General features: G+C 40.3%; 16 protein-coding genes. 9 read left to right on the forward strand and 7 right to left on the reverse strand.

The window, feature by feature from the left end; genetic code table 11:
• The first annotated feature begins 161 nt into the window (after window positions 1–161).
• Window positions 162–314 carry a hypothetical protein gene (locus tag RMZ42_RS22035; protein WP_322673412.1) on the forward strand — a complete coding sequence of 51 codons (153 nt, stop codon included), beginning with the start codon at window positions 162–164 and terminating at the stop codon, window positions 312–314.
• A gap of 94 nt (window positions 315–408) precedes the next feature.
• On the opposite strand, the gene RMZ42_RS22040 is transcribed toward RMZ42_RS22035, so the two are convergent.
• Window positions 409–3,735 carry a caspase family protein gene (locus RMZ42_RS22040; RefSeq protein WP_322673413.1) on the reverse strand — a complete coding sequence of 1,109 codons (3,327 nt, stop codon included), beginning with the start codon at window positions 3,733–3,735 and terminating at the stop codon, window positions 409–411.
• Between the two features lie 927 nt (window positions 3,736–4,662).
• Here RMZ42_RS22040 and RMZ42_RS22045 point away from each other — a divergent pair.
• Window positions 4,663–5,133, forward strand: a complete 471-nt coding sequence (locus RMZ42_RS22045) for a hypothetical protein (RefSeq protein WP_322673414.1) — start codon at window positions 4,663–4,665, stop codon at window positions 5,131–5,133.
• Between the two features lie 13 nt (window positions 5,134–5,146).
• Window positions 5,147–6,469, forward strand: coding sequence for a hypothetical protein (locus tag RMZ42_RS22050; protein WP_322673415.1), 1,323 nt, complete (start codon window positions 5,147–5,149; stop codon window positions 6,467–6,469).
• Window positions 6,470–6,570: 101 nt separating this feature from the next.
• Here RMZ42_RS22050 and RMZ42_RS22055 read toward each other — a convergent pair whose 3' ends face one another.
• Entirely contained in the window at window positions 6,571–7,539 is a 969-nt protein-coding gene (locus RMZ42_RS22055) for a cytochrome c (protein ID WP_322673416.1), read from the reverse strand.
• A 124-nt stretch (window positions 7,540–7,663) separates the two neighbouring features.
• Window positions 7,664–9,514 carry a vanadium-dependent haloperoxidase gene (locus RMZ42_RS22060; RefSeq protein WP_322673417.1) on the reverse strand — a complete coding sequence of 617 codons (1,851 nt, stop codon included), beginning with the start codon at window positions 9,512–9,514 and terminating at the stop codon, window positions 7,664–7,666.
• 391 nt (window positions 9,515–9,905) lie between these two features.
• Here RMZ42_RS22060 and RMZ42_RS22065 point away from each other — a divergent pair, with 391 nt between their 5' ends.
• Complete coding sequence (locus RMZ42_RS22065) at window positions 9,906–10,058, forward strand: hypothetical protein (RefSeq protein ID WP_322673418.1); 153 nt, start codon at window positions 9,906–9,908, stop codon at window positions 10,056–10,058.
• A gap of 293 nt (window positions 10,059–10,351) precedes the next feature.
• Here RMZ42_RS22065 and RMZ42_RS22070 read toward each other — a convergent pair whose 3' ends face one another.
• Window positions 10,352–11,668, reverse strand: a complete 1,317-nt coding sequence (locus tag RMZ42_RS22070; protein ID WP_322673419.1) for an MFS transporter — start codon at window positions 11,666–11,668, stop codon at window positions 10,352–10,354.
• A gap of 587 nt (window positions 11,669–12,255) precedes the next feature.
• Here RMZ42_RS22070 and RMZ42_RS22075 point away from each other — a divergent pair.
• From RMZ42_RS22075 to RMZ42_RS22090, 4 genes are all read left to right on the forward strand, one after another.
• Window positions 12,256–12,396, forward strand: coding sequence for a hypothetical protein (locus RMZ42_RS22075; RefSeq protein ID WP_322673420.1), 141 nt, complete (start codon window positions 12,256–12,258; stop codon window positions 12,394–12,396).
• A 371-nt stretch (window positions 12,397–12,767) separates the two neighbouring features.
• Entirely contained in the window at window positions 12,768–13,439 is a 672-nt protein-coding gene (locus RMZ42_RS22080; protein ID WP_322673488.1) for a glutathione S-transferase family protein, read from the forward strand.
• Between the two features lie 85 nt (window positions 13,440–13,524).
• Complete coding sequence (locus RMZ42_RS22085) at window positions 13,525–14,397, forward strand: CmcJ/NvfI family oxidoreductase (protein ID WP_322673421.1); 873 nt, start codon at window positions 13,525–13,527, stop codon at window positions 14,395–14,397.
• Between the two features lie 142 nt (window positions 14,398–14,539).
• Entirely contained in the window at window positions 14,540–15,121 is a 582-nt protein-coding gene (locus tag RMZ42_RS22090) for a carbonic anhydrase (protein WP_322673422.1), read from the forward strand.
• A 10-nt stretch (window positions 15,122–15,131) separates the two neighbouring features.
• Here the strand turns inward: RMZ42_RS22090 and RMZ42_RS22095 are convergent, their stop codons facing one another.
• Entirely contained in the window at window positions 15,132–16,130 is a 999-nt protein-coding gene (locus RMZ42_RS22095) for an Mrp/NBP35 family ATP-binding protein (RefSeq protein ID WP_322673423.1), read from the reverse strand.
• 100 nt (window positions 16,131–16,230) lie between these two features.
• On the opposite strand from RMZ42_RS22095, the gene RMZ42_RS22100 reads away from it, so the two are divergent.
• Window positions 16,231–16,743, forward strand: coding sequence for a 2'-5' RNA ligase family protein (locus RMZ42_RS22100; RefSeq protein WP_322673424.1), 513 nt, complete (start codon window positions 16,231–16,233; stop codon window positions 16,741–16,743).
• Between the two features lie 36 nt (window positions 16,744–16,779).
• Here the strand turns inward: RMZ42_RS22100 and RMZ42_RS22105 are convergent, their stop codons facing one another.
• Both RMZ42_RS22105 and RMZ42_RS22110 read right to left on the reverse strand, forming a co-directional pair.
• Window positions 16,780–17,742, reverse strand: a complete 963-nt coding sequence (locus RMZ42_RS22105; RefSeq protein WP_322673425.1) for a HEAT repeat domain-containing protein — start codon at window positions 17,740–17,742, stop codon at window positions 16,780–16,782.
• A gap of 19 nt (window positions 17,743–17,761) precedes the next feature.
• Window positions 17,762–17,989, reverse strand: a complete 228-nt coding sequence (locus RMZ42_RS22110) for a 4Fe-4S dicluster domain-containing protein (protein WP_012408944.1) — start codon at window positions 17,987–17,989, stop codon at window positions 17,762–17,764.
• Window positions 17,990–18,030 lie beyond the last annotated feature (41 nt).

Genomic DNA, 18,030 nt, shown 5'->3' on the forward strand with positions numbered 1-18,030 from the left:
GTATAGAGAAATACCCGTGTTTCCATGATTCATCCCGCATTTATGCAACGCCAGATTTACATTCACATTGTTTTATGAGCTTAGATATCATAGCAAAAATTCTTCCCTTACCTAAAGATTGTTATGAAATATAGCAACAATGCCTCAAATTCTTTAGTTCTGTGGATGCGTGCGATCGTCTCCGACGGGGCGTAGCCCATTGCCATTTTTTCACCGCGCATCATCAAAACCTGTGCGATTGTAAGCGATCGCTCCGAAATACCGAAAGTGCGATCGCCTGTTTTAATCAGTGCGATCGCCCCAGAAGTTTCTAGAAAATGCGATGGCTACACCCGCCGCAGGCATCCCAGTAGAACTAATTGATTTCCCTAAACAAAATGTTCCCTGAGCGAAGTCGAAGGGAACATTCTAATTGCTCTTAGTACCAATGCCATCGCAGAGGTGCTTGTCGCTCACATTGGGATTTGATTGTAAATAACCACGTAGCCGATTGCAACTGTAAACGATTAAATCATTTAAAGTATTTGGGTACACCTTCCAAAGTTTGACGGTTTTGTCATAACTTGCAGAAGCGATGGTCTTGCCATCGGGGCTAAATGCTACGCCAATGACCGCATCGCTATGCCCTTTGAAGGTGGTGATTTCTTTAGCTGTTGCCGCATCCCAGACTTTCACGGTTTTGTCATTACTTGCAGAAGCGATGGTCTTGCCATCGGGGCTAAATGCTACGCCAATGACCCCAGAGCTATGCCCTTTGAAGGTGGTGATTTCTTTAGCTGTCACCGCATCCCAGACTTTCACGGTTTTGTCATCACTAGCAGAAGCGATGGTCTTGCCATCGGGGCTAAATGCTACGCCAATGACCGCATCGCTATGCCCTTTGAAGGTGGTGATTTCTTTAGCTGTTGCCGCATCCCAGACTTTCACGATTTTGTCATAACTTGCAGAAGCGATGGTCTTGCCATCGGGGCTAAATGCTACGCCAATGACCGCATCGCTATGCCCTTTGAAGGTGGTGATTTCTTTAGCTGTTGCCGCATCCCAGACTTTCACGGTTTTGTCATTACTTGCAGAAGCGATGGTCTTGCCATCGGGGCTAAATGCTACGCCAATGACCGCATCGCTATGCCCTTCTAAGCGGTTTCTCTCTTGGGTATTGTAAATTCCTCGCTGTAGTGCCAATATAGCTTGTTGGTTAGCCTCTTGTTCTAAATTGGCGTTTTTAATTGGTCTACCTAAAATTTGTCTACCTGACTGTGTAGCTGCAATCATAGCCTCAAGTTGCCTGTCAGAAAGTAAAGCAGTCTCTGAACTTTGCGCCAGAGAAATGGTACTTTGTTGTGTTGCTTCCTTGGTTTTGTTTTGGGCGTTCCACCATTGATAACCTGCAAATATAGCTACTCCAGCTAACCCCATACTAAACAATGTAACAACTCGATTTTGCCGCCGTGCTGCTGCCAACTTTTCTTGTTGGCGTTCTTTCTCTTCTCGAACCAGCCTATTTCGCAGTTCTTGACTATCCTGAATGTACTCCTGGGCTACCCCATTCAGCATTTGCCAATCACCAAATCTAGTTAAATATGCTTCTGCTACTGCTAATCTGTCATCTTGTCTGAGGAACCCTGGTTTTTTCTCATTCCTCTGCCATTCTTGGGCTTCCGCTTCAATCTGTCGCTCAATGCCTATTCCTAACTTATATTCCTCTTTCCACTCCCGCAACATTTGCCAGTGGCGGATAAGGGCCTCGTGGACAACATCTAAAATTACATCCTGGGAATCCGGCTCATCCGTCTTTGTAATTAATCGTGCATCTTTATCCGCTAACTTCTCACTCACCTGTTGCAAAAGTTCCAAAGAATGATGGGAATTAACCAACTCGCCCAAACGCATGCGCCGCCGGACATCTGTGGTTTCTCCGATTTGTGTCAATTCTAGAAAAATCCGCCGCGCCACAGTTTTTTCTGTTGGTGAAAGACTTTCGTAAACTGCATCAGCGCGTTTTTGTAGCGTTCCTTCCACCCCGCCTAAATCCTGATAAGTTTTCAAGGTGAGAACCTCATCGCCTTGATTACTCGACTCACGCCACAATTCTGTCAAGGTATATTGCAGCAAAGGCAAACTTCCGGGGTAATCCTCAACATCATTAATTAGTTGCTGTTCTAACCTTCCCTCTATGCCTAATCCTACCCAATCAGCCGGTTTAGTAATCGCTTCTTCAATTTCCTCACGGCTTAAGTGTTCGACGTTGATGTAAGGTTTATGAATTCTGCTGGCATATTCAGGATATTCTCGCCATCTCGCCCGAAAATCCGATCGCATCCCAATGAAAATATAGAGGTTATCTGTACAATCAACTAATTCCCGCAAACAGTCAAAGAATTCTTGGCGCTGGCTGTCATCGCACATTGTAAAGCATTCTTCAAACTGGTCGATAATCAAGATGACTGGTGTGTTTAATGCTTTTAACTCCTTGCCGATGACATGGGTAAAATTACCCCTCCCCAACCCTCCCCTTGTAAAGGGGAGGGAGTTAGATTTTCCAGTTTCCCCCCTTTTTAAGGAGGGATTAAGGAAGTTAGATTTTCCGGTTTCCCCCCTTTCCAAGGGGGGATTAAGGGGGGTAATTTGACTTGTCTGTACACCGGAACTTTGCAATGTGGGATTAAGCGGGGTAAGAGAAAGATTAGGCAAAGAAAGTGCAAAGACCTCCTGTAAACTGTTAACAGGAGATTCTTTCGGCGTAAACGGTGTAATATAAGTCCAGCGATCGCTCCCTGGAATCTCTTGTCCTAGCTTCAGTTGGTAGAGTAACCCAGCCCGTAACATAGATGATTTTCCACTACCGGAAGCACCTAATACAGCAATTAGGCGATGCTTATCTCTTACCTGTTGAATCAACTGCCCAGTTAGCGCACTCCGCCCATAAAAAACCTCAGCATCTTCCTTTGTCTCGGTAAAATACGACAGCGAACGATAAGGACACTTATCCTGAAAGCTTTTTTGAGAAAACTTAGTAGTCAGCAGAATTGCTCGTGGCGAATTGGCAATTAACGGACGCTGGACTGTATTCGGCATTTGGCTGATAATGAAATCTGCCAATTTGTGGCTATTGATAATCCCATCTGCGTCATTTTCTGGGTTCAATCCTGCGAGTAACGCCTGCGTCATCAACCCCTGCGTGTGGGGAATTTCGACACCAGTTTCGTAGGAACGGGTTGCAGTAATAAAACAGTAGTCTTTATCTGTAGGAATAAATTTTAACAATTCACCGCTATAGCAGCAATCTAGCCAAACAACAACTCGTTTAACCAGACTTCTTTGCAACTGCTCACCCAACCAACTTAAAGGTATACCATAGATTCCTGCTTCAGGTAAAACATCACTAGTAGCTAAAAATACTTCTTCTTTGCCCGCTACAGTTTTGCACCACCCATGTCCTGAAAAAAAGAATAACGCTGTTTCTGGCGTGGGGTTTGGATCGGGAGGATTGAAAAGATTTGCGATCGCTTCTTGTAATTCTTGCACCTTTACCGCCCCTTGGCGGTCAATTTTACTTTCTCCCTTCTGGTTTAAAGTTTTAGGTAAACATTGAGCGCGGAAAGGTCTATAACCGTATTGTTCTAATTGCTGGGCAATTTTCTCAGCATCTTCTGCTGCTGCTGTTAGCGGCTTTAGGGTGGTGTACTCTGGGTAATAATTAATTCCAATAACTTGAGCCGCCCATTCCGATGCCATTTTTATTACCTGACTAACCATTAGAACTTTTTTTTGAACTGTAGACACTAATCTGTCCACAGCTTTAATACCTAATCCACAGCATTCTTTAGTTTCTACGGAAAATAACTAGGAAACCGTGCTAGGACTTACGCACCTCCGAGAAAAAATAAGGCTTTGCGATCGCTTCCCTACCCTGCGGAAACGCTAACAGCGAACGGTCGCAATGACGAAATTACGTTATTGTTGCGTAATATCATGTCCGCTTGATTGCTTATTAAACCCGAAGAACCCCACCCCACCAAAGCTGTGCTTTGTCTCCCCTCCCCGCAGGCCTACAGTGTACACACAAGTCTGAAATAGCTGATTAACCCAAGGTTTTACCCCACCCTAACCCTCCCCTTGTAAAGGGGAGGGAACTAGATTTCTTATTTCCCCCCTTTACAAGGCTACGGTGTATACACAAGTCCTAAAATCATTGCCTGGTAAGATACAAGCCTTGGTAGGCAAGGTTTTGAGTTAAGCGAACTGATTATCAATAGTGTCAGCTTATTGATAGAGTCCTAACGGAAAATCAAAGATTTTAAAAAAAATTTTCTGTTGTTTTTTGTTGATTTGATTGCCAACTCGACTTGTGTATACACGGTAGCTTTACAAGGGGGGATTAAGGGGGGTAATTTGACTTGTGTGTACACCGTAGCCCCGCTCTTCGGGAGGGGTTGGGGGTGGGGTTCTTTTATTATGGGTAATTTGGCGGACATGATATAAGTCCTGCGTGCAATAAACTATATTAATTTCCGCAATAACAGGTATAATAAATAACGTTTTATTGTGTAAATTATTCTTTCTAGACATAAAGAATCAAAACTGAACATCAAGGTATCTGCTGTAATCATCTCATTCTAAATTATATTTATATTAGTCGTAGTGAGTTTGGTATAAAAACCTATGAAGACCAAGGCTGACAATACTATCATTGCTTTTCTATTGGCGTTTCAAGACTTAAAAACCGCCCTCAAAGAACAAGAAAAACAGAATTTAAAAGAAGTTGCAAAGCAATTAGACACCCAACCCAAAGCTTGGGAAGACTATATTAAAGGACGTTTATTAGAAATAATTACTCCTAATCCTGACTTAAATCAATCTTATCAATTTTATAAATCTCAATTAGATAATCTAGAAGAAATTCCTCATGATTTACTTCCAACTGAAGCAGAAATTAGTAGCCTCAATACTTTTGACAAGTATCCAATAACTAGAGGCTTTAAACCCAAATATGAAGCTACAGGTTACGAAAGCCAACTCAATAATGTTGTAGTCATTGTTGGGAGTTCTTCTCAACCAGAAGAAACAGTAAAACAAGTCAAATTTTTAGAAAAATGGAAACAACTTTTATCTCAATCCAATCAATCAAATTAGTTTTGCCCTTGTGATGAGCGATTTAATCTATCCTACACTTGATTTGTTTCTATATGCTTTAAAAAGTTCTTTAAACACAACTGACGCAGAAACGCAAAAAAACAAAGCAGCTTTTTTAGAACAATTACCTTCTGATACTCAATTCTACGATCCTGACATTGAAACCGAGTATTTAGAGATTACCCACCCTCCTCAAATTAACTTTATTCCCGACAATAAAAGTTTAGAAGGATACTATTATGCTGTTAGATTAAATGATACTTATGGCTTACAAATAGATTGTTCTATTAATAATCAAACTGAGAGTCAACCAGCTAAGTCTTTTGCAATTTTAAAGACTGAAATCGAACAAAAACTAAATAAAGAACTGAAACTAATTGGAAAAACCTGGTTGCTTTCTGGTTGGCTAGCAGAAAACTCATCTCAGAGCCATGAAGATATTGCCAAAGATTGCTATTATGCTTTATTTAAAGATACTTCTTGGCAACCAGAAAAAGGTACTTTTTTAGATGGTAAAGTTTTTGAATTAGGACGATCGCAATATATAAATCAGAGCCTAAAAAACGCAACAAGTTCTCTAAATAGTAATGAAGATGATGTGATTATTACTATTTACAATAATCGAGAGAGCGCAGAAAAATCTGCGGAATTTTATAAAGATTGGATGGGTTTATTTTGTTATCGAAGTAAGATTTCGTGGGCTTATTGGCAAAGTCGTTTAGTCAAAGAATCTCTGCTAAATCATTATAAACAGATTGAAGAAAATAGAAAAATTACCAATCAAAGTAATTCTCGGCAAGAAAAGCAGAATATTACAACTTCTCGCAAGATTTTAAATAATATTGATAATATTCTTCAGCAATATACAATCGACTTACTCAATCTCTCTTTCCAAAAACAAATAATTGAAATTAATTTATCTAATTATCAAATCCGCTTGGCTTTGATTCAAGAAAAAGCAGGTCAAAATAATCAGTTAGATTTTTTAGAAAAATTTAGCGGACTAGCCAACAAAAAATATTTACCACAAATTACTAAAGATATCGAAAATATGCAGCTTGGGTTGCAGCTTTTAGAAGATACAATTAACGCTACTCGCAGTCGCATAGAAGTCGAGAAAGCAGAACGAGAGCGTAACTTTCAAGAGCTTGTAGCTGTTGCAGGTGCTAGTATAGCAACTATATCTCTGGTAAGAGAGCCTGCAAAAGATTGTAATAAAGATATTTTTTTTAAGCAAGTTCGCTTCTTTTGCGACTACCCTTTCAGTTCCAGTTTCATAGTTGGAATTATTGTTGGTTTTGTGGTTTTGTGGCTGAGGAAACGATGGCGATCGTAAAATCATGTAATATTCTCAGTAGATTGTCTTAGCTGAGGAACTAGCACAGACAGCACCACATCAGATTCAATCACCAGTTGTTTGAATGAACTTGAAAGAAGTTATTTTTCTCCTTCGTAAGCTAGGGCTTGGTCGCCTGCTTGGGCAAATGCTTGGGCGAGTTCAACTAGCTTTTGTCGCTCTCGATCGTTAACGATACCAGCCGGAGGTGGCATCAGTTTTTCTTTGATTTGGCGTACCGTTTCGTGTCGTAATGAGAGCGCTTGATTTGGATAACTCAGCATTACTAAAGGATTTTGTTTAGCCGCGTTGTCTGGACTATGGCAAACAATACAAGCGTGTTGACGTAGATTAACCTCAAATGCACGATAAGCAGCATCAACTTTAGCAACGTGTGGGTTCGATGGAGAAAATAAACGGGTATATAGTGTTACATAAGGTTGTTTCTGACCATGAGCATCATCCCAAACCCAATTACCATCCCATACATGATTTACTACTAGTCTTTGTGAGTCAACCACAGCTGAACGCAGCGCCCCTTTAAGCTTTTTCTGTTCTAGAAACAGAAGTAATTCAGTACTTTGCTGGTAAGAACTCCACTTTTTCGATGAGTGCCAAAAAGGATAAGGATAAGCGCCAATATCAAGCTGATTACGGAACTGAATGGGAAGGTGAATCACAATTAAATTGTTTACTTGTTCAACCTTTGGTTCACCTTTGAACATAAAAGTAGCTAGGTAAATACGACGCCAAACTAACGGATTAAATTCAGTTGTTTGATTATCTTTGAGATTATAATTACCGACTTTGCTTTGAGCGCCCCACAAGAAGGGTGCATTCATGGTTTCGCGGAGGGTTGTTAGTTTAGCGAGTTTGTCAGCGCATGAGTTGAAGGCAGCTAAATTTTTAGCATCAGAGACAACGGGACAAGCAGCAATAATTTCTTTACCGATTTTCTTAGCTAGTTCTATGTCCGGTGATGCTTCTTTTGCTGATACTATATTTTTGGGATTGAGTGCTTGTGTTGTAGATATCAAGAACGCGATCGCTACCGCTATGCTCAATAACATAGATCGCGACCGAGAGTAAAATCTCCGAAGATCAGACATTGTAAAACTCTGAAACTAAATAGGATTTAAGTAAATATAGAGACACGATATTTCGCGTCTCTATATTTTCTAAACAGTTAAAGCCTTAAATTGTGATTCTTGTACCATCAAACTTGGTGAAGGTGAAACCTGCAAATTTTTCGCGGAACGTTAGCTTTTCATCTCTGAGAATGCTAATTGCGATCGCTTCGCCAAGGGCCAACGACGCTGCTGCATCTGTGCGCCAGTGAATCCCAGCACTATCACGACCCAAGCCAATATTTGCCGCCAGTTTGTTTAATTCGCCGCCCACGGTCAGCAGTGGCCCTTGATAGGGAATCAACTTGGTGGGATCTTTGGGATCGGGTACCACCGGATTCGGAATCACATAACTCTCATCAAATAGTGCTTTCAAAATGGTGACACTGGCACCTGCGGACACCGAAGCGCCACCTGGATAAGAAGAGTGGAATGGTGCCCCTTCAGGAAAAGCTTGCGGTAACAGATAGGATTTGTTTTTGCTGAAGAAGCGGTCTAGTACTTCTGAGTTAAAAACATCGGGGTGAATCGGATAGTTTGTTTTATTCACCTTGTTGTTGTGAACCAAACCACCATAAGCCTCTGCTCGCAGACGACGGTGAACATAGTACTTCTGCCAATAAGCCGCTCTGATTGCATGTGGAGCAACCCAAGCGATGAGAGATTGTGAATACCCTGGACCAAATGTCGCAGTACCACCCGCTTGGGTCTTCGAGTTGTTATAAGGATTACCGGGATTGTAAGGTGAGCCAACGCCACCAGCTAGGAAGTCATTAATGACTGGCTTGGCGAGTAGAATTAGAGCAGCATTTGCATAGACGGGTGGTGGTGTGTGGGCAATCTCTGACTGGTCGCGCCCGTTGATAAAGTAGCGAGGGGTTGGGTCAAATTTAATCGTTCGACCAGGATCGCCACCATTTTGCACCAGCAACCACTCGTTATAGTTGGTTTGAAAACTGTTTTCGGGAATAGCTAGGGGAACACGGTTAAGCTGAACATAACTCTGTGTTCCTGCGGGCACAGGACGCAGTAAAAACTGGGAGACGTATGGCCCCACATCTACCCCTGGTAACGTGTAGTAAGTCGTTCCACCAGAGCCATTAACGTAAATCGCGGTGCCTCGAAATAGGAGTTCGGGTGTAACTCGTCCGTTCTGTTTAGGCCCTTTGAATGCTGACAACCGATTCAGATCCTGAACTGCTGCCAGAATCAGCGGGTTAGTTGTATTATTGCGGAACTCACTAAAGGGTATATCCTGCAACAGTTGTTGCCAAGCAACTTCGAGGAATTCAGCCGCCTGCTCTGCACTATCGAGGGTAGGTGGCACTGGAATTGTCAATTGGGTCGGATTCAGCCCACTCAAGCTAACCGCTAATGGACCGAGCGGTTGTACCAGCTTCCGTTTGCCACCCAGGATGATATTTTCATACTCATTGGGATCATCGGAGGTCAACGCATTAATAAAAGATTGATAAGCCTTCAGATCCACTTCGCCCAGCTTGTTATGGGGTAATCCTCGTGTATCCGTCGCAATTTTGTTAGCATACTTCGCCTCATCTCCATTGGTGGGATGAGGAGGAATAGGAACTTCCGAATTAACCTTGGCTGCTCTTGTACGTACTTGAAAAGCTCTATTACGAAAGTTGCTATAGTTAAACGTTGCAGGAGTAAACGTTGCAGGAGGTCTTTGGGCCTGGACAACATTTCCTCCTTTCTTCAAGGAAAGAGATGAGCTGAAAACCCCTGCCACAACACTAGCTGCACTAAACAAACCGGCGCGACCAAGAAATGAGCGTCTGCTGGCGTGACTACCAAAGAAACGTTTGCTAGCTACACGGGGTTGTTTCAGTTTATCTATTTCGTTATTAGCCTGAGTAGTTTGCTCGGAACTTTGATGAGAATTTGGATCTACTTGCATGAGATGTTCTCCACTAGAAAAAATAATCCAAAAATTTAGTCATAAGTGAATACATGAGCATCTGAAAACTAGAACAACTAGCCATACAAAAAATGCCCACTCCCAGAGAAACAGGGAAATTGAATCTGATTTGGGATGATATCTGGGGTTACTTTACTGGTAATGGAAGGTAACTTGCATAAGAGTGATATCAAGTTCGGTTAAACACTTAATAATATCTGTAGGTTACGGTTGATTGAAGAACCTAGAATCTAATGCGAATAGCATCTCCTAGAGAAAGGGCTTCTCGCAGTCAAACCCAACATTTGATCCTTGTTTAGGTTGGGTTTGACTGCCGTTAAACCCAACCTAAATTGATAGATTTTATTATAAGTAATCATCCAAACTTGATATGATTCTCCTGACAGTCATACCAGCACTGAATGCCGATATTATGCCTTCATTGCATGGCTGTTATACTTTTGTAGTTGTAATCAGTGCGATCGGATGTTGCCGGATTAAAGCACAGCTAAAACCACGGCTTGCTTCCAGTCAAGCTATATAGTACTGTAAATTTATCGATTTACCGTATTTTATAGATGTTAAATCAGACTTTCTCACAATCGGTGATAAAAATCAAGAGGTTTTTACAATAAACTTAGCAAGAGCGGGAAACCCTAGAGTAACAGCACACAGTGTTGTATTTTCTGCTTGAGACTGTGGATAAAACGCAACGCGGTGGGTTTTGATCGAGTATCAACAAAGGCGGTTGTTGTTGAAAGGTTGAGTTGAGAGAACTACGAGTAGGCATAGCCCGTCATAGACATCGCTTCCAGACAACATCCCATCAAAGCGGATTTAGCCTTTATTGGACTGGGCAATTAAGCCCAACTCTGCATAAATTGGATGCACTATTTTTCTTATTTGGGGCAGTTGTCTACTAAAAAAATATGCTCCTAAAATGCAACAAACACCGCCAAATAATAAAGAATTATTAACACCAAAGTAACCTGTTAATGCTCCAAAAAATAAATTACCAAAAGGTAGTATTCCTAAAAAACCAGTTGTAAATATACTAGTTACTCTACCTCTTTTGTCTTCATCAGGAAGAATTGATTGTACAAAGTTATTGATTGAAGCCAAGGTGAGAGTATTATTCATACCGATGATAAACATGAATAATAGACAAATCTCCAAATTGTTTGAGCGAGAAAAAACTGTTAAACCTAAACCTAAAAGTGCAGCAGATATTGCTATAATTTTTCCCAGTCCCATAACATTTTTTCTAGAAATGAGATAAATACCTGAAACTATGGAGCCAAAAGCCGAAGCTGTCATCAGAAAGCCCATAGTTTCAGCGTTTCCCTTTAGTACTTCTTGAGCAAAAATCGGCACTAGATTTACATGAGTCATTCCCATAAAACAAATAATAAATTGTAATATTAATAAATATCTAATCGGCAGAAATTCGTATGCGTAAACAAACCCTTCTTTAAGGTTTTTCCATATTTTTGCTTTTTGAGCAAAGGAATTATTGATAACTGGGTTAACTTTGATAGTTAAGATTGCAGATACAAATGGTAGATAGCTGATACTATCTACTAAAAAGCAGGAAGCTGCACCAGACCTAGCAATCAGTAAACCCCCAATCATCGGGCTAACAAACTTCGCTGTATTAATCAAGAATGAATGGAAAGCCATTGCACTATAAGTATCTGATTTCTTATCCAGAAGTCTGGGAATAATTACCTGACGTGCTGGTAAATCGAAAGCTTTTACCGTTCCCTGAAGCGTGCCAATGACAATAATCCATGCAACATTGATGTTATCGCTAAGAGTTAAAAAGGTTAAGGTAGAAGATAGCAGAATAGATACTAGCTGAGTAGTTAATAAAACATATCGTAAGTTCCAGCGATCTAGCAATACTCCTACCAATGGTGTAATAATTAAGCCCATAGCTTGATTTGTAAATCCAGCTACACCCACTAATACAGCCGAATTAGTTAGCTGATAAACTAGCCATACCAAAGCAATTTGAGTCATCCAAGACCCAAAAAAAGATAAACTTTGTCCAATAACGAAACAAGAAAAGTTTACAGATTTAAGCGCAGGTGGAATTTCAAAAAAAAACTTTGGTTTGTGTTTTTGGACTTTTACTCTATTACTTGGTATCATCAGTTTTTCCTTCTTTGCAAATTATTCCAACCCTGTTTAATATTTTCATCTTTTGTTCGTTGTTAAAACTTACGCACAAGAGATCCATTCGCCCCTTTTTTATCCTCTTTTGTCATTTTTTTAGAATGCAATAACCCAAAACTTTATCGAGTTTTGGTTTCTACTTTTTGTCTACAATTTTTAGTTTATGTTAAAAAATAAAGCTTCAAAGTTTGATTCAACCTAAATCTCAGAATCTAGATTCGATTATTGTTTTTTGAGAGTAGCAAACCAGGATTAAGGAGGGATAGACGTTTCTAGTTGTTAGGTTGTGTTGCCTTTCGTGCGCTTTGCGTTCACTCTATTCATAGTGTTTTTTCCTTTAACCTATTACCTTTGGATTAAAATAATTTGCACGGATGAGGACATTGGTAAAAACGTTGAAATCCAATGTCTCTACTAATTTTTTTGATGAAGTTTTAGCAGCCTTGCATATCACCAGCCTTGAAATAGTATTAGCAAAGCTTAATGTTAGCAAAACAGAAATTTTGTATGCTTAGTATTGAAGTAAAAAATAGCAAGATGATAACTAGAATGCATATAATACCATGTTTGGTCGAATAGCCACAACCCCTACCGGTAAACAGCAAGGGTTTGAGGTGGTTGATGCTCAATTAAACCCAGTTGAGATCGCAGCCAAGCGCGATCGCATGGAACAGGCCAGAGTTTATCGTGTCCAAGTTGTTTAGCTGCCAGATGTGGACAGTAAGGATTGCGAATGAGCGATAAACGCCACAGCCAACAAAAAGCATCCCAGAGTACAAACGCCTGATTATGTCTAGCTATTTATTTGGTTGCACAAATAATTAGGTATGCATATTTTCATAAAGACTGTATACTATTTAAAATACATTAAATCGACCGATAAAGTGTAGTATACCATCTAGTTCATGTAGATACCTGCCAGTCAATTATTTAATTGCACTAATCAGAAAACAGAATGGTTTCTTTCATCCATAGTGGGCGATCGCTCATGAACAGCTTCTGTTTTATTGGTTTAGTTTGAGTTGTGCAATCTCAAATAGTCTGCATGTCACGATTATTACAAGGAAAAGATTTCATGAGCAACATCCAACTGTACTTCGCCAAAGCCTCTACCTTTTCTCAACGTACTCGTGTAGTCTTACTGGAAAAAGGCATTGACTTCACCCCGATAGAAATTGACTTACAAAATAAACCAGATGGGTACACGCAGATTTCGCACTATGGTAAAGTTCCGGCTATCAAACATGGGGATGTTGAAATTTACGAGTCCGCCATTATCAATGAATATCTAGATGAAGTTTTTCCAGAGCCACCTTTGTTACCCCGCGATCCCGCAAATAAAGCGATCGCTCGGATTTGGATAGACTACGCCAATACTCGCCTTGTCCCGGCTTTTAACAAATTTTTACGTGGTAAAGATAGCACCGAACAAGAACAAGGACGAAAAGAGTTCACAGAAGCACTTTTATATATTGAACAAGAAGGATTAGGCAAAGGTGATTACTTCTTAGGAGACCAATTTAGCTTAGTTGATATCAGCTTTTATCCCTGGTTTGAACGTTTACCACTCTTAGAACACTTCCGCAAATTCACACTACCAGCAGAAACACCTCGTTTGCAGACATGGTGGAACAGGTTAAGCGATCGCTCCTCAATCCAAGCAGTAGCAAACCCTGTGGACTTCTATTTGCAAAGATTCGCCAAGGTTCTCGGTGAACCTGTTCCCGTTGGTGCATCTCAAAAATAGGGCACAAAGGTATGGTAATGGGGAGTGAACCGTTAACTGTTGAGTATTGACCAAAAATTAACCAAAATCCAAAATGGGATGACCTATGAGCTTAAATAACCAAGTTCTAGATAGACCGATTTCCCAAGAACTGCCATCCGTAGAGGCTAACCTCAGTTACCTGGTTCCAATGGCAGAAAAACCTGTTAACTATACTTACGAACCGCCAACCGGGATTCCCCGCACGAACGCAACTTATCAGACGCACAAACTGCCAATTTACAATGCTCGCTCTATCTCAGAGAACATCTCGTTAGATCGAGAAGGATTCGCCTTTACTGGACATAATACTAATGTCCGCAACTTTTACGATGAAGACGAAGTACGCCGCGTCTACTATCTAGAGGCCGAGCAATTGTTAAAAGAGGTGACAGGTGCAACGAAGGTAATCATATTCGATCATACCCTTCGTAACGCTGGTAACTCCAAGCCAGGTGAGAATAATATTAAAGAACCCGCCAAGCGCGTACACAACGACTTCACCGCCAAATCTGGCTATACTCGCGCTCGTTTGGAACTAGCAGCGCAAGGCATAGATAATGATGATATTGAGACGTTACTAAAACAACGATTTGCCATCATCAATGTTTGGCGAGCGATCGCACAACCAATCCAAGAGTCACCTTTAGCACTGTGTGACGCGCAAAGTATCGCCCCCACAGACCTTGTAGCTGGCGATCTTGTCTACCGCGATCGGGTTGGTGAGACATATGGAGTCACGTACAACTCCCAACATAAATGGTTCTATTTCCCACAAATGCACAGAAACGAAGCAGTATTTATCAAATGCTTCGACTCCGCAGAAGACGGATACGCCCGTTTTGCCGCCCATACAGCCTTTGAAGATCCCACCAGCCCAGCCAACGCTCCCCCACGAGAAAGTATCGAACTCCGAACATTGGTCTTTTACCCCGCATAGATCGTAGAAACTTGTCTTAAACTCCTACTCTTTGCGCCTCTGCGTCAAACAAATTACATCAGTTTTCGTGTATTTGAACCACACCGTTAGTAGGGGCGTAAGGCCTTGCGCCCCTACTAGCGATCGCCCATATCAACTCAAAATGAGCCAAATTGTAGAAGAAGTTCTAGCAGCTAATCTTAGTTACACTGATAAATTCGGTGATAAAGGTAATCTCACCATACCCCCATCTCGTCGGTTTGCAATTCTCACGTGCATGGATGCTCGGCTTGATCCAGCTAAATTTGCTGGACTAGCTGAAGGAGATGCCCATGTAATTCGTAATGCAGGTGGACGTGCTAGCGATGATGCGATTCGCTCTTTAGTGATTTCTTACAAATTACTGGGTACGCGTGAATGGTTTGTAATTCATCACACTAATTGCGGGATGGAAACCTTCACCAATGAAGTCATCAGCAATTTACTTTCTAGTAGCCTCAAAACAGCCAAGCTAGATGAAATAGGTTGGTCAGATATTGGATCTGGGTCGGGATCGGGCGAAGGCAAGTTTATCAATTGGTTAACTATTGATGACCAAGCTAAAAGCATCTCTACAGATGTCCAACGGATTCGTTTACATCCATTAGTTCCGAATGAAATTCCTATATATGGCTATATCTACGATGTCAAAACAGGACAATTGATTGAAGTTCCTGAAGCTACTAAGCTTGGTCAAGCTGCGTAGTTTTATCGTGTCACGTAAAAGTAGTATTTAATGAAGTAGCTATTTGTGTAAAAACCTCCTTTGCTGGTGAAGCGTATTCGTTTATCGCAATCGGATTTCCCGTATCACTACCGCTACAAATGCGGGGATCGATGGGAATTTGTCCCAACAGAGGCGCTTGTAATTCTGCGGCTAATTGTTCGCCGCCACCACTACCAAAAATCGGTGTGCGTGAACCACAATCACCACAAATTAAATAACTCATATTTTCAATAATGCCAAGAACAAAAACACCCACTTGGCGAAACATATATATATTACGTCGTACATCTGCAACAGCCACTTGTTGAGGAGTTGTCACTAAAATGACTCCACAAATTGGGCTTTCTTGGATAATTGTAATTTGAGCATCACCTGTGCCGGGAGGTAAATCGATCAATAAATAATCTAATTCTCCCCATTCCACATCTTGCAAAAATTGCGTAATAATTTTATGCAATACAGGCCCCCGCCATGCCAACGGACGATTTGCTTCTGCAAGTAAACCCACTGACATGATTTTTATTCCTTGAACTTCTAGAGGTAAAAACTTATCACCTGTGGGAGTATTAATCACTTGAATATCAGCTTTTCCTAAACCCAACATTTGGGGAACATTGGGGCCATAAACATCAGCATCTAATAGTCCTACTTTTGCACCTTGTAATTTTAAAGCTGCGGCGATATTAACGGCTGTTGTAGATTTGCCCACACCACCTTTACCGCTAGAAACTGCAAGAGTTGTTTTAACACCGGGAATTGTACAAATTTGAATATAAGTTTTTTTACACCAAGATAAAGATGATAATTTAGATTGAATTGCTGACTGTAATTGGTGCTGATGAGAACCAATATATAAACGTAAGTAAATATAGTCATCAACTATGCGGAGATTTCGCACCATTCCCAAACTAACAATATCATTTTTCAAAATAGGTTCGATGATTTGTTTGAGTAGTTGGACGACTTCTTGCTGATGGACTGTAGTCATATCTTCTGGATGTTATAAAGGATATTTGTGTACCTCATGTTGGTATAAGTTCTCCTAGATAATTTGAAATCTGCTGTATAACCTTTAATAATTTATGAGTATGTCTTACGCACTCGTACATTACCCCAATATTAACACGGAACATATCAATCAAATAAGGCAGAAATATGATCCACAATTTGATTTAATGGAACCACATATTACACTTGTATTTCCTATAATCGAGTCTATTAATGAAAACAATCTCATTCTTCATGTTGATAGTATCTTGAGTAAATGGACAATATTTCCTATTTATCTCAAAGGATTACAAAAATCATGGGATAAGTATATGTTTTTAATGGTTGAAGAAGGAAAAGTAGATATGGTAAAACTACACAACGAATTATATACAGGTATATTAGCTGAATATTTCAGGGAAAATTTACCATTCGTTCCACATTTAACGCTAGGAAAATTTACAAAAGATACAGATAAATTGTTGCAAGTGTTAGAAGAAGCACAGCATTTAGATTTAAATTATCATTGTTTTGTCGATCAAGTCCATCTGATAAATATTGATGATAAGCAGAGGTCAATAATTTGGAGTAAAGAATTTATACTGCGAAATTAGCAAAGCTTCGATCGGCTTGGTATTTCTCTTAATTATTTACTGCTCCCTTGAGACTATTCTATCTGTTTGAATCTTCTGAATTGCACGTTGCGCTTGGATGGACACTTCTTTGTCAGGGTCATCTAAGGCTTGTTGTAGGGGGTTAATAACGTCGGGATGAGCTAAATTTCCAAGTGCGATCGCAGCTTCTTTGCGGACATCTGCATATTCATCTGTTAATGCTTGAATTAATCTCGGCAGAACTTGAATATCTGGAATTTTTTGCAAGGCTTGTGCTACTGATTTCCGCACTTGCCAATGTTCATCATTTAAAGCTATTTCTAATGCTGAAATTGCTCGATCATTTGCATGAATAGCCAGAGATTTAGCTGCATTCCGGCGAACTTGCCAGTCACTATCATTTGTAAGTGCTTGACAAAGTATTGCGATCGCTTCTGCATCTTGTAAATGTTCTAAAGTTAAAGCAGTAGCACGACGTACACTTGCTTCCTCATCAAAGATTAAATTTAAAGCTTGCGGACATTTTTCTAGTTGATTGATATATCGCAGTGTCGTAACAGCTGCTTCTCTTAACTCAGAATTTTTTGATTCTAAAAATGGTAAAATGTCGGGTAAAGATTGAATATCATGTATCTTCCGCAAAAGCACCAAAATATTTAATTGAATATTTACATCATTGTTTTGGAGCTTCTCTAGTAAAAGTAACAATTCATCTTGTGTAATTAACTCGCTTAATGCTGATGCAGCTTCAGAGCGAATATCTGAATCGGCTGAAGTTAAGCATTCAATTAAAGCAGGAATCGCCACAGGATTGGCAATTTCCCAAAGGGCAGATATTGCTATTTTTTGAACAGTAATATGTTCGTCTTTCAAAGCGATAATTAAAGCATCGATTGTTTCGTCATCGCCTAGATGTTGCAAGGTTTTGACAGCTACTATCCGCTCGTTTACGTCAGGCGATCGCAACATTTCTAGCCAATGATTGAGTTCATCGTTCATTAATTTTTACCACAGATAGTTAACGTAATAAAAAGGGGATTTGCACAGTAATTGCATTGGTTGGACATTCTTTTTCACAAGGTAGACAAAACCAACACTCATCATATTTCATGTAAGCTTTGCCTGTTTCTGGATTTTTCGCCAATACATCCAAGGGACAAACTTCAATACAGGCTGTGCATTTTTCTAAACATTTTGATTCATCAACGATCACAGGAACATCTATTCTTTGATTGATTAAAGCCATAAAATAACTCCAATATTTTGTAATGAAACTGCTAATCGCTA

Source organism: Nostoc sp. DedQUE05, from assembly GCF_034530955.1.
In the GTDB taxonomy this organism is placed as follows: Bacteria; Cyanobacteriota; Cyanobacteriia; order Cyanobacteriales; family Nostocaceae; genus Nostoc.

Bases quoted from the DNA above. Each gene is read 5' to 3' on its own strand.
- RMZ42_RS22040 (WP_322673413.1), bottom strand. From the start codon at position 3,735: ATGGCATCGGAATGGGCGGCTCAAGTTATTGGAATTAATTATTACCCA.
- RMZ42_RS22045 (WP_322673414.1), top strand. From the start codon at position 4,663: ATGAAGACCAAGGCTGACAATACTATCATTGCTTTTCTATTGGCGTTT.
- RMZ42_RS22050 (WP_322673415.1), top strand. From the start codon at position 5,147: ATGAGCGATTTAATCTATCCTACACTTGATTTGTTTCTATATGCTTTA.
- RMZ42_RS22055 (WP_322673416.1), bottom strand. From the start codon at position 7,539: ATGTTATTGAGCATAGCGGTAGCGATCGCGTTCTTGATATCTACAACA.
- RMZ42_RS22060 (WP_322673417.1), bottom strand. From the start codon at position 9,514: ATGCAAGTAGATCCAAATTCTCATCAAAGTTCCGAGCAAACTACTCAG.
- RMZ42_RS22065 (WP_322673418.1), top strand. From the start codon at position 9,906: ATGATTCTCCTGACAGTCATACCAGCACTGAATGCCGATATTATGCCT.
- RMZ42_RS22070 (WP_322673419.1), bottom strand. From the start codon at position 11,668: ATGATACCAAGTAATAGAGTAAAAGTCCAAAAACACAAACCAAAGTTT.
- RMZ42_RS22075 (WP_322673420.1), top strand. From the start codon at position 12,256: ATGTTTGGTCGAATAGCCACAACCCCTACCGGTAAACAGCAAGGGTTT.
- RMZ42_RS22080 (WP_322673488.1), top strand. From the start codon at position 12,768: ATGAGCAACATCCAACTGTACTTCGCCAAAGCCTCTACCTTTTCTCAA.
- RMZ42_RS22085 (WP_322673421.1), top strand. From the start codon at position 13,525: ATGAGCTTAAATAACCAAGTTCTAGATAGACCGATTTCCCAAGAACTG.
- RMZ42_RS22090 (WP_322673422.1), top strand. From the start codon at position 14,540: ATGAGCCAAATTGTAGAAGAAGTTCTAGCAGCTAATCTTAGTTACACT.
- RMZ42_RS22095 (WP_322673423.1), bottom strand. From the start codon at position 16,130: ATGACTACAGTCCATCAGCAAGAAGTCGTCCAACTACTCAAACAAATC.
- RMZ42_RS22100 (WP_322673424.1), top strand. From the start codon at position 16,231: ATGTCTTACGCACTCGTACATTACCCCAATATTAACACGGAACATATC.
- RMZ42_RS22105 (WP_322673425.1), bottom strand. From the start codon at position 17,742: ATGAACGATGAACTCAATCATTGGCTAGAAATGTTGCGATCGCCTGAC.
- RMZ42_RS22110 (WP_012408944.1), bottom strand. From the start codon at position 17,989: ATGGCTTTAATCAATCAAAGAATAGATGTTCCTGTGATCGTTGATGAA.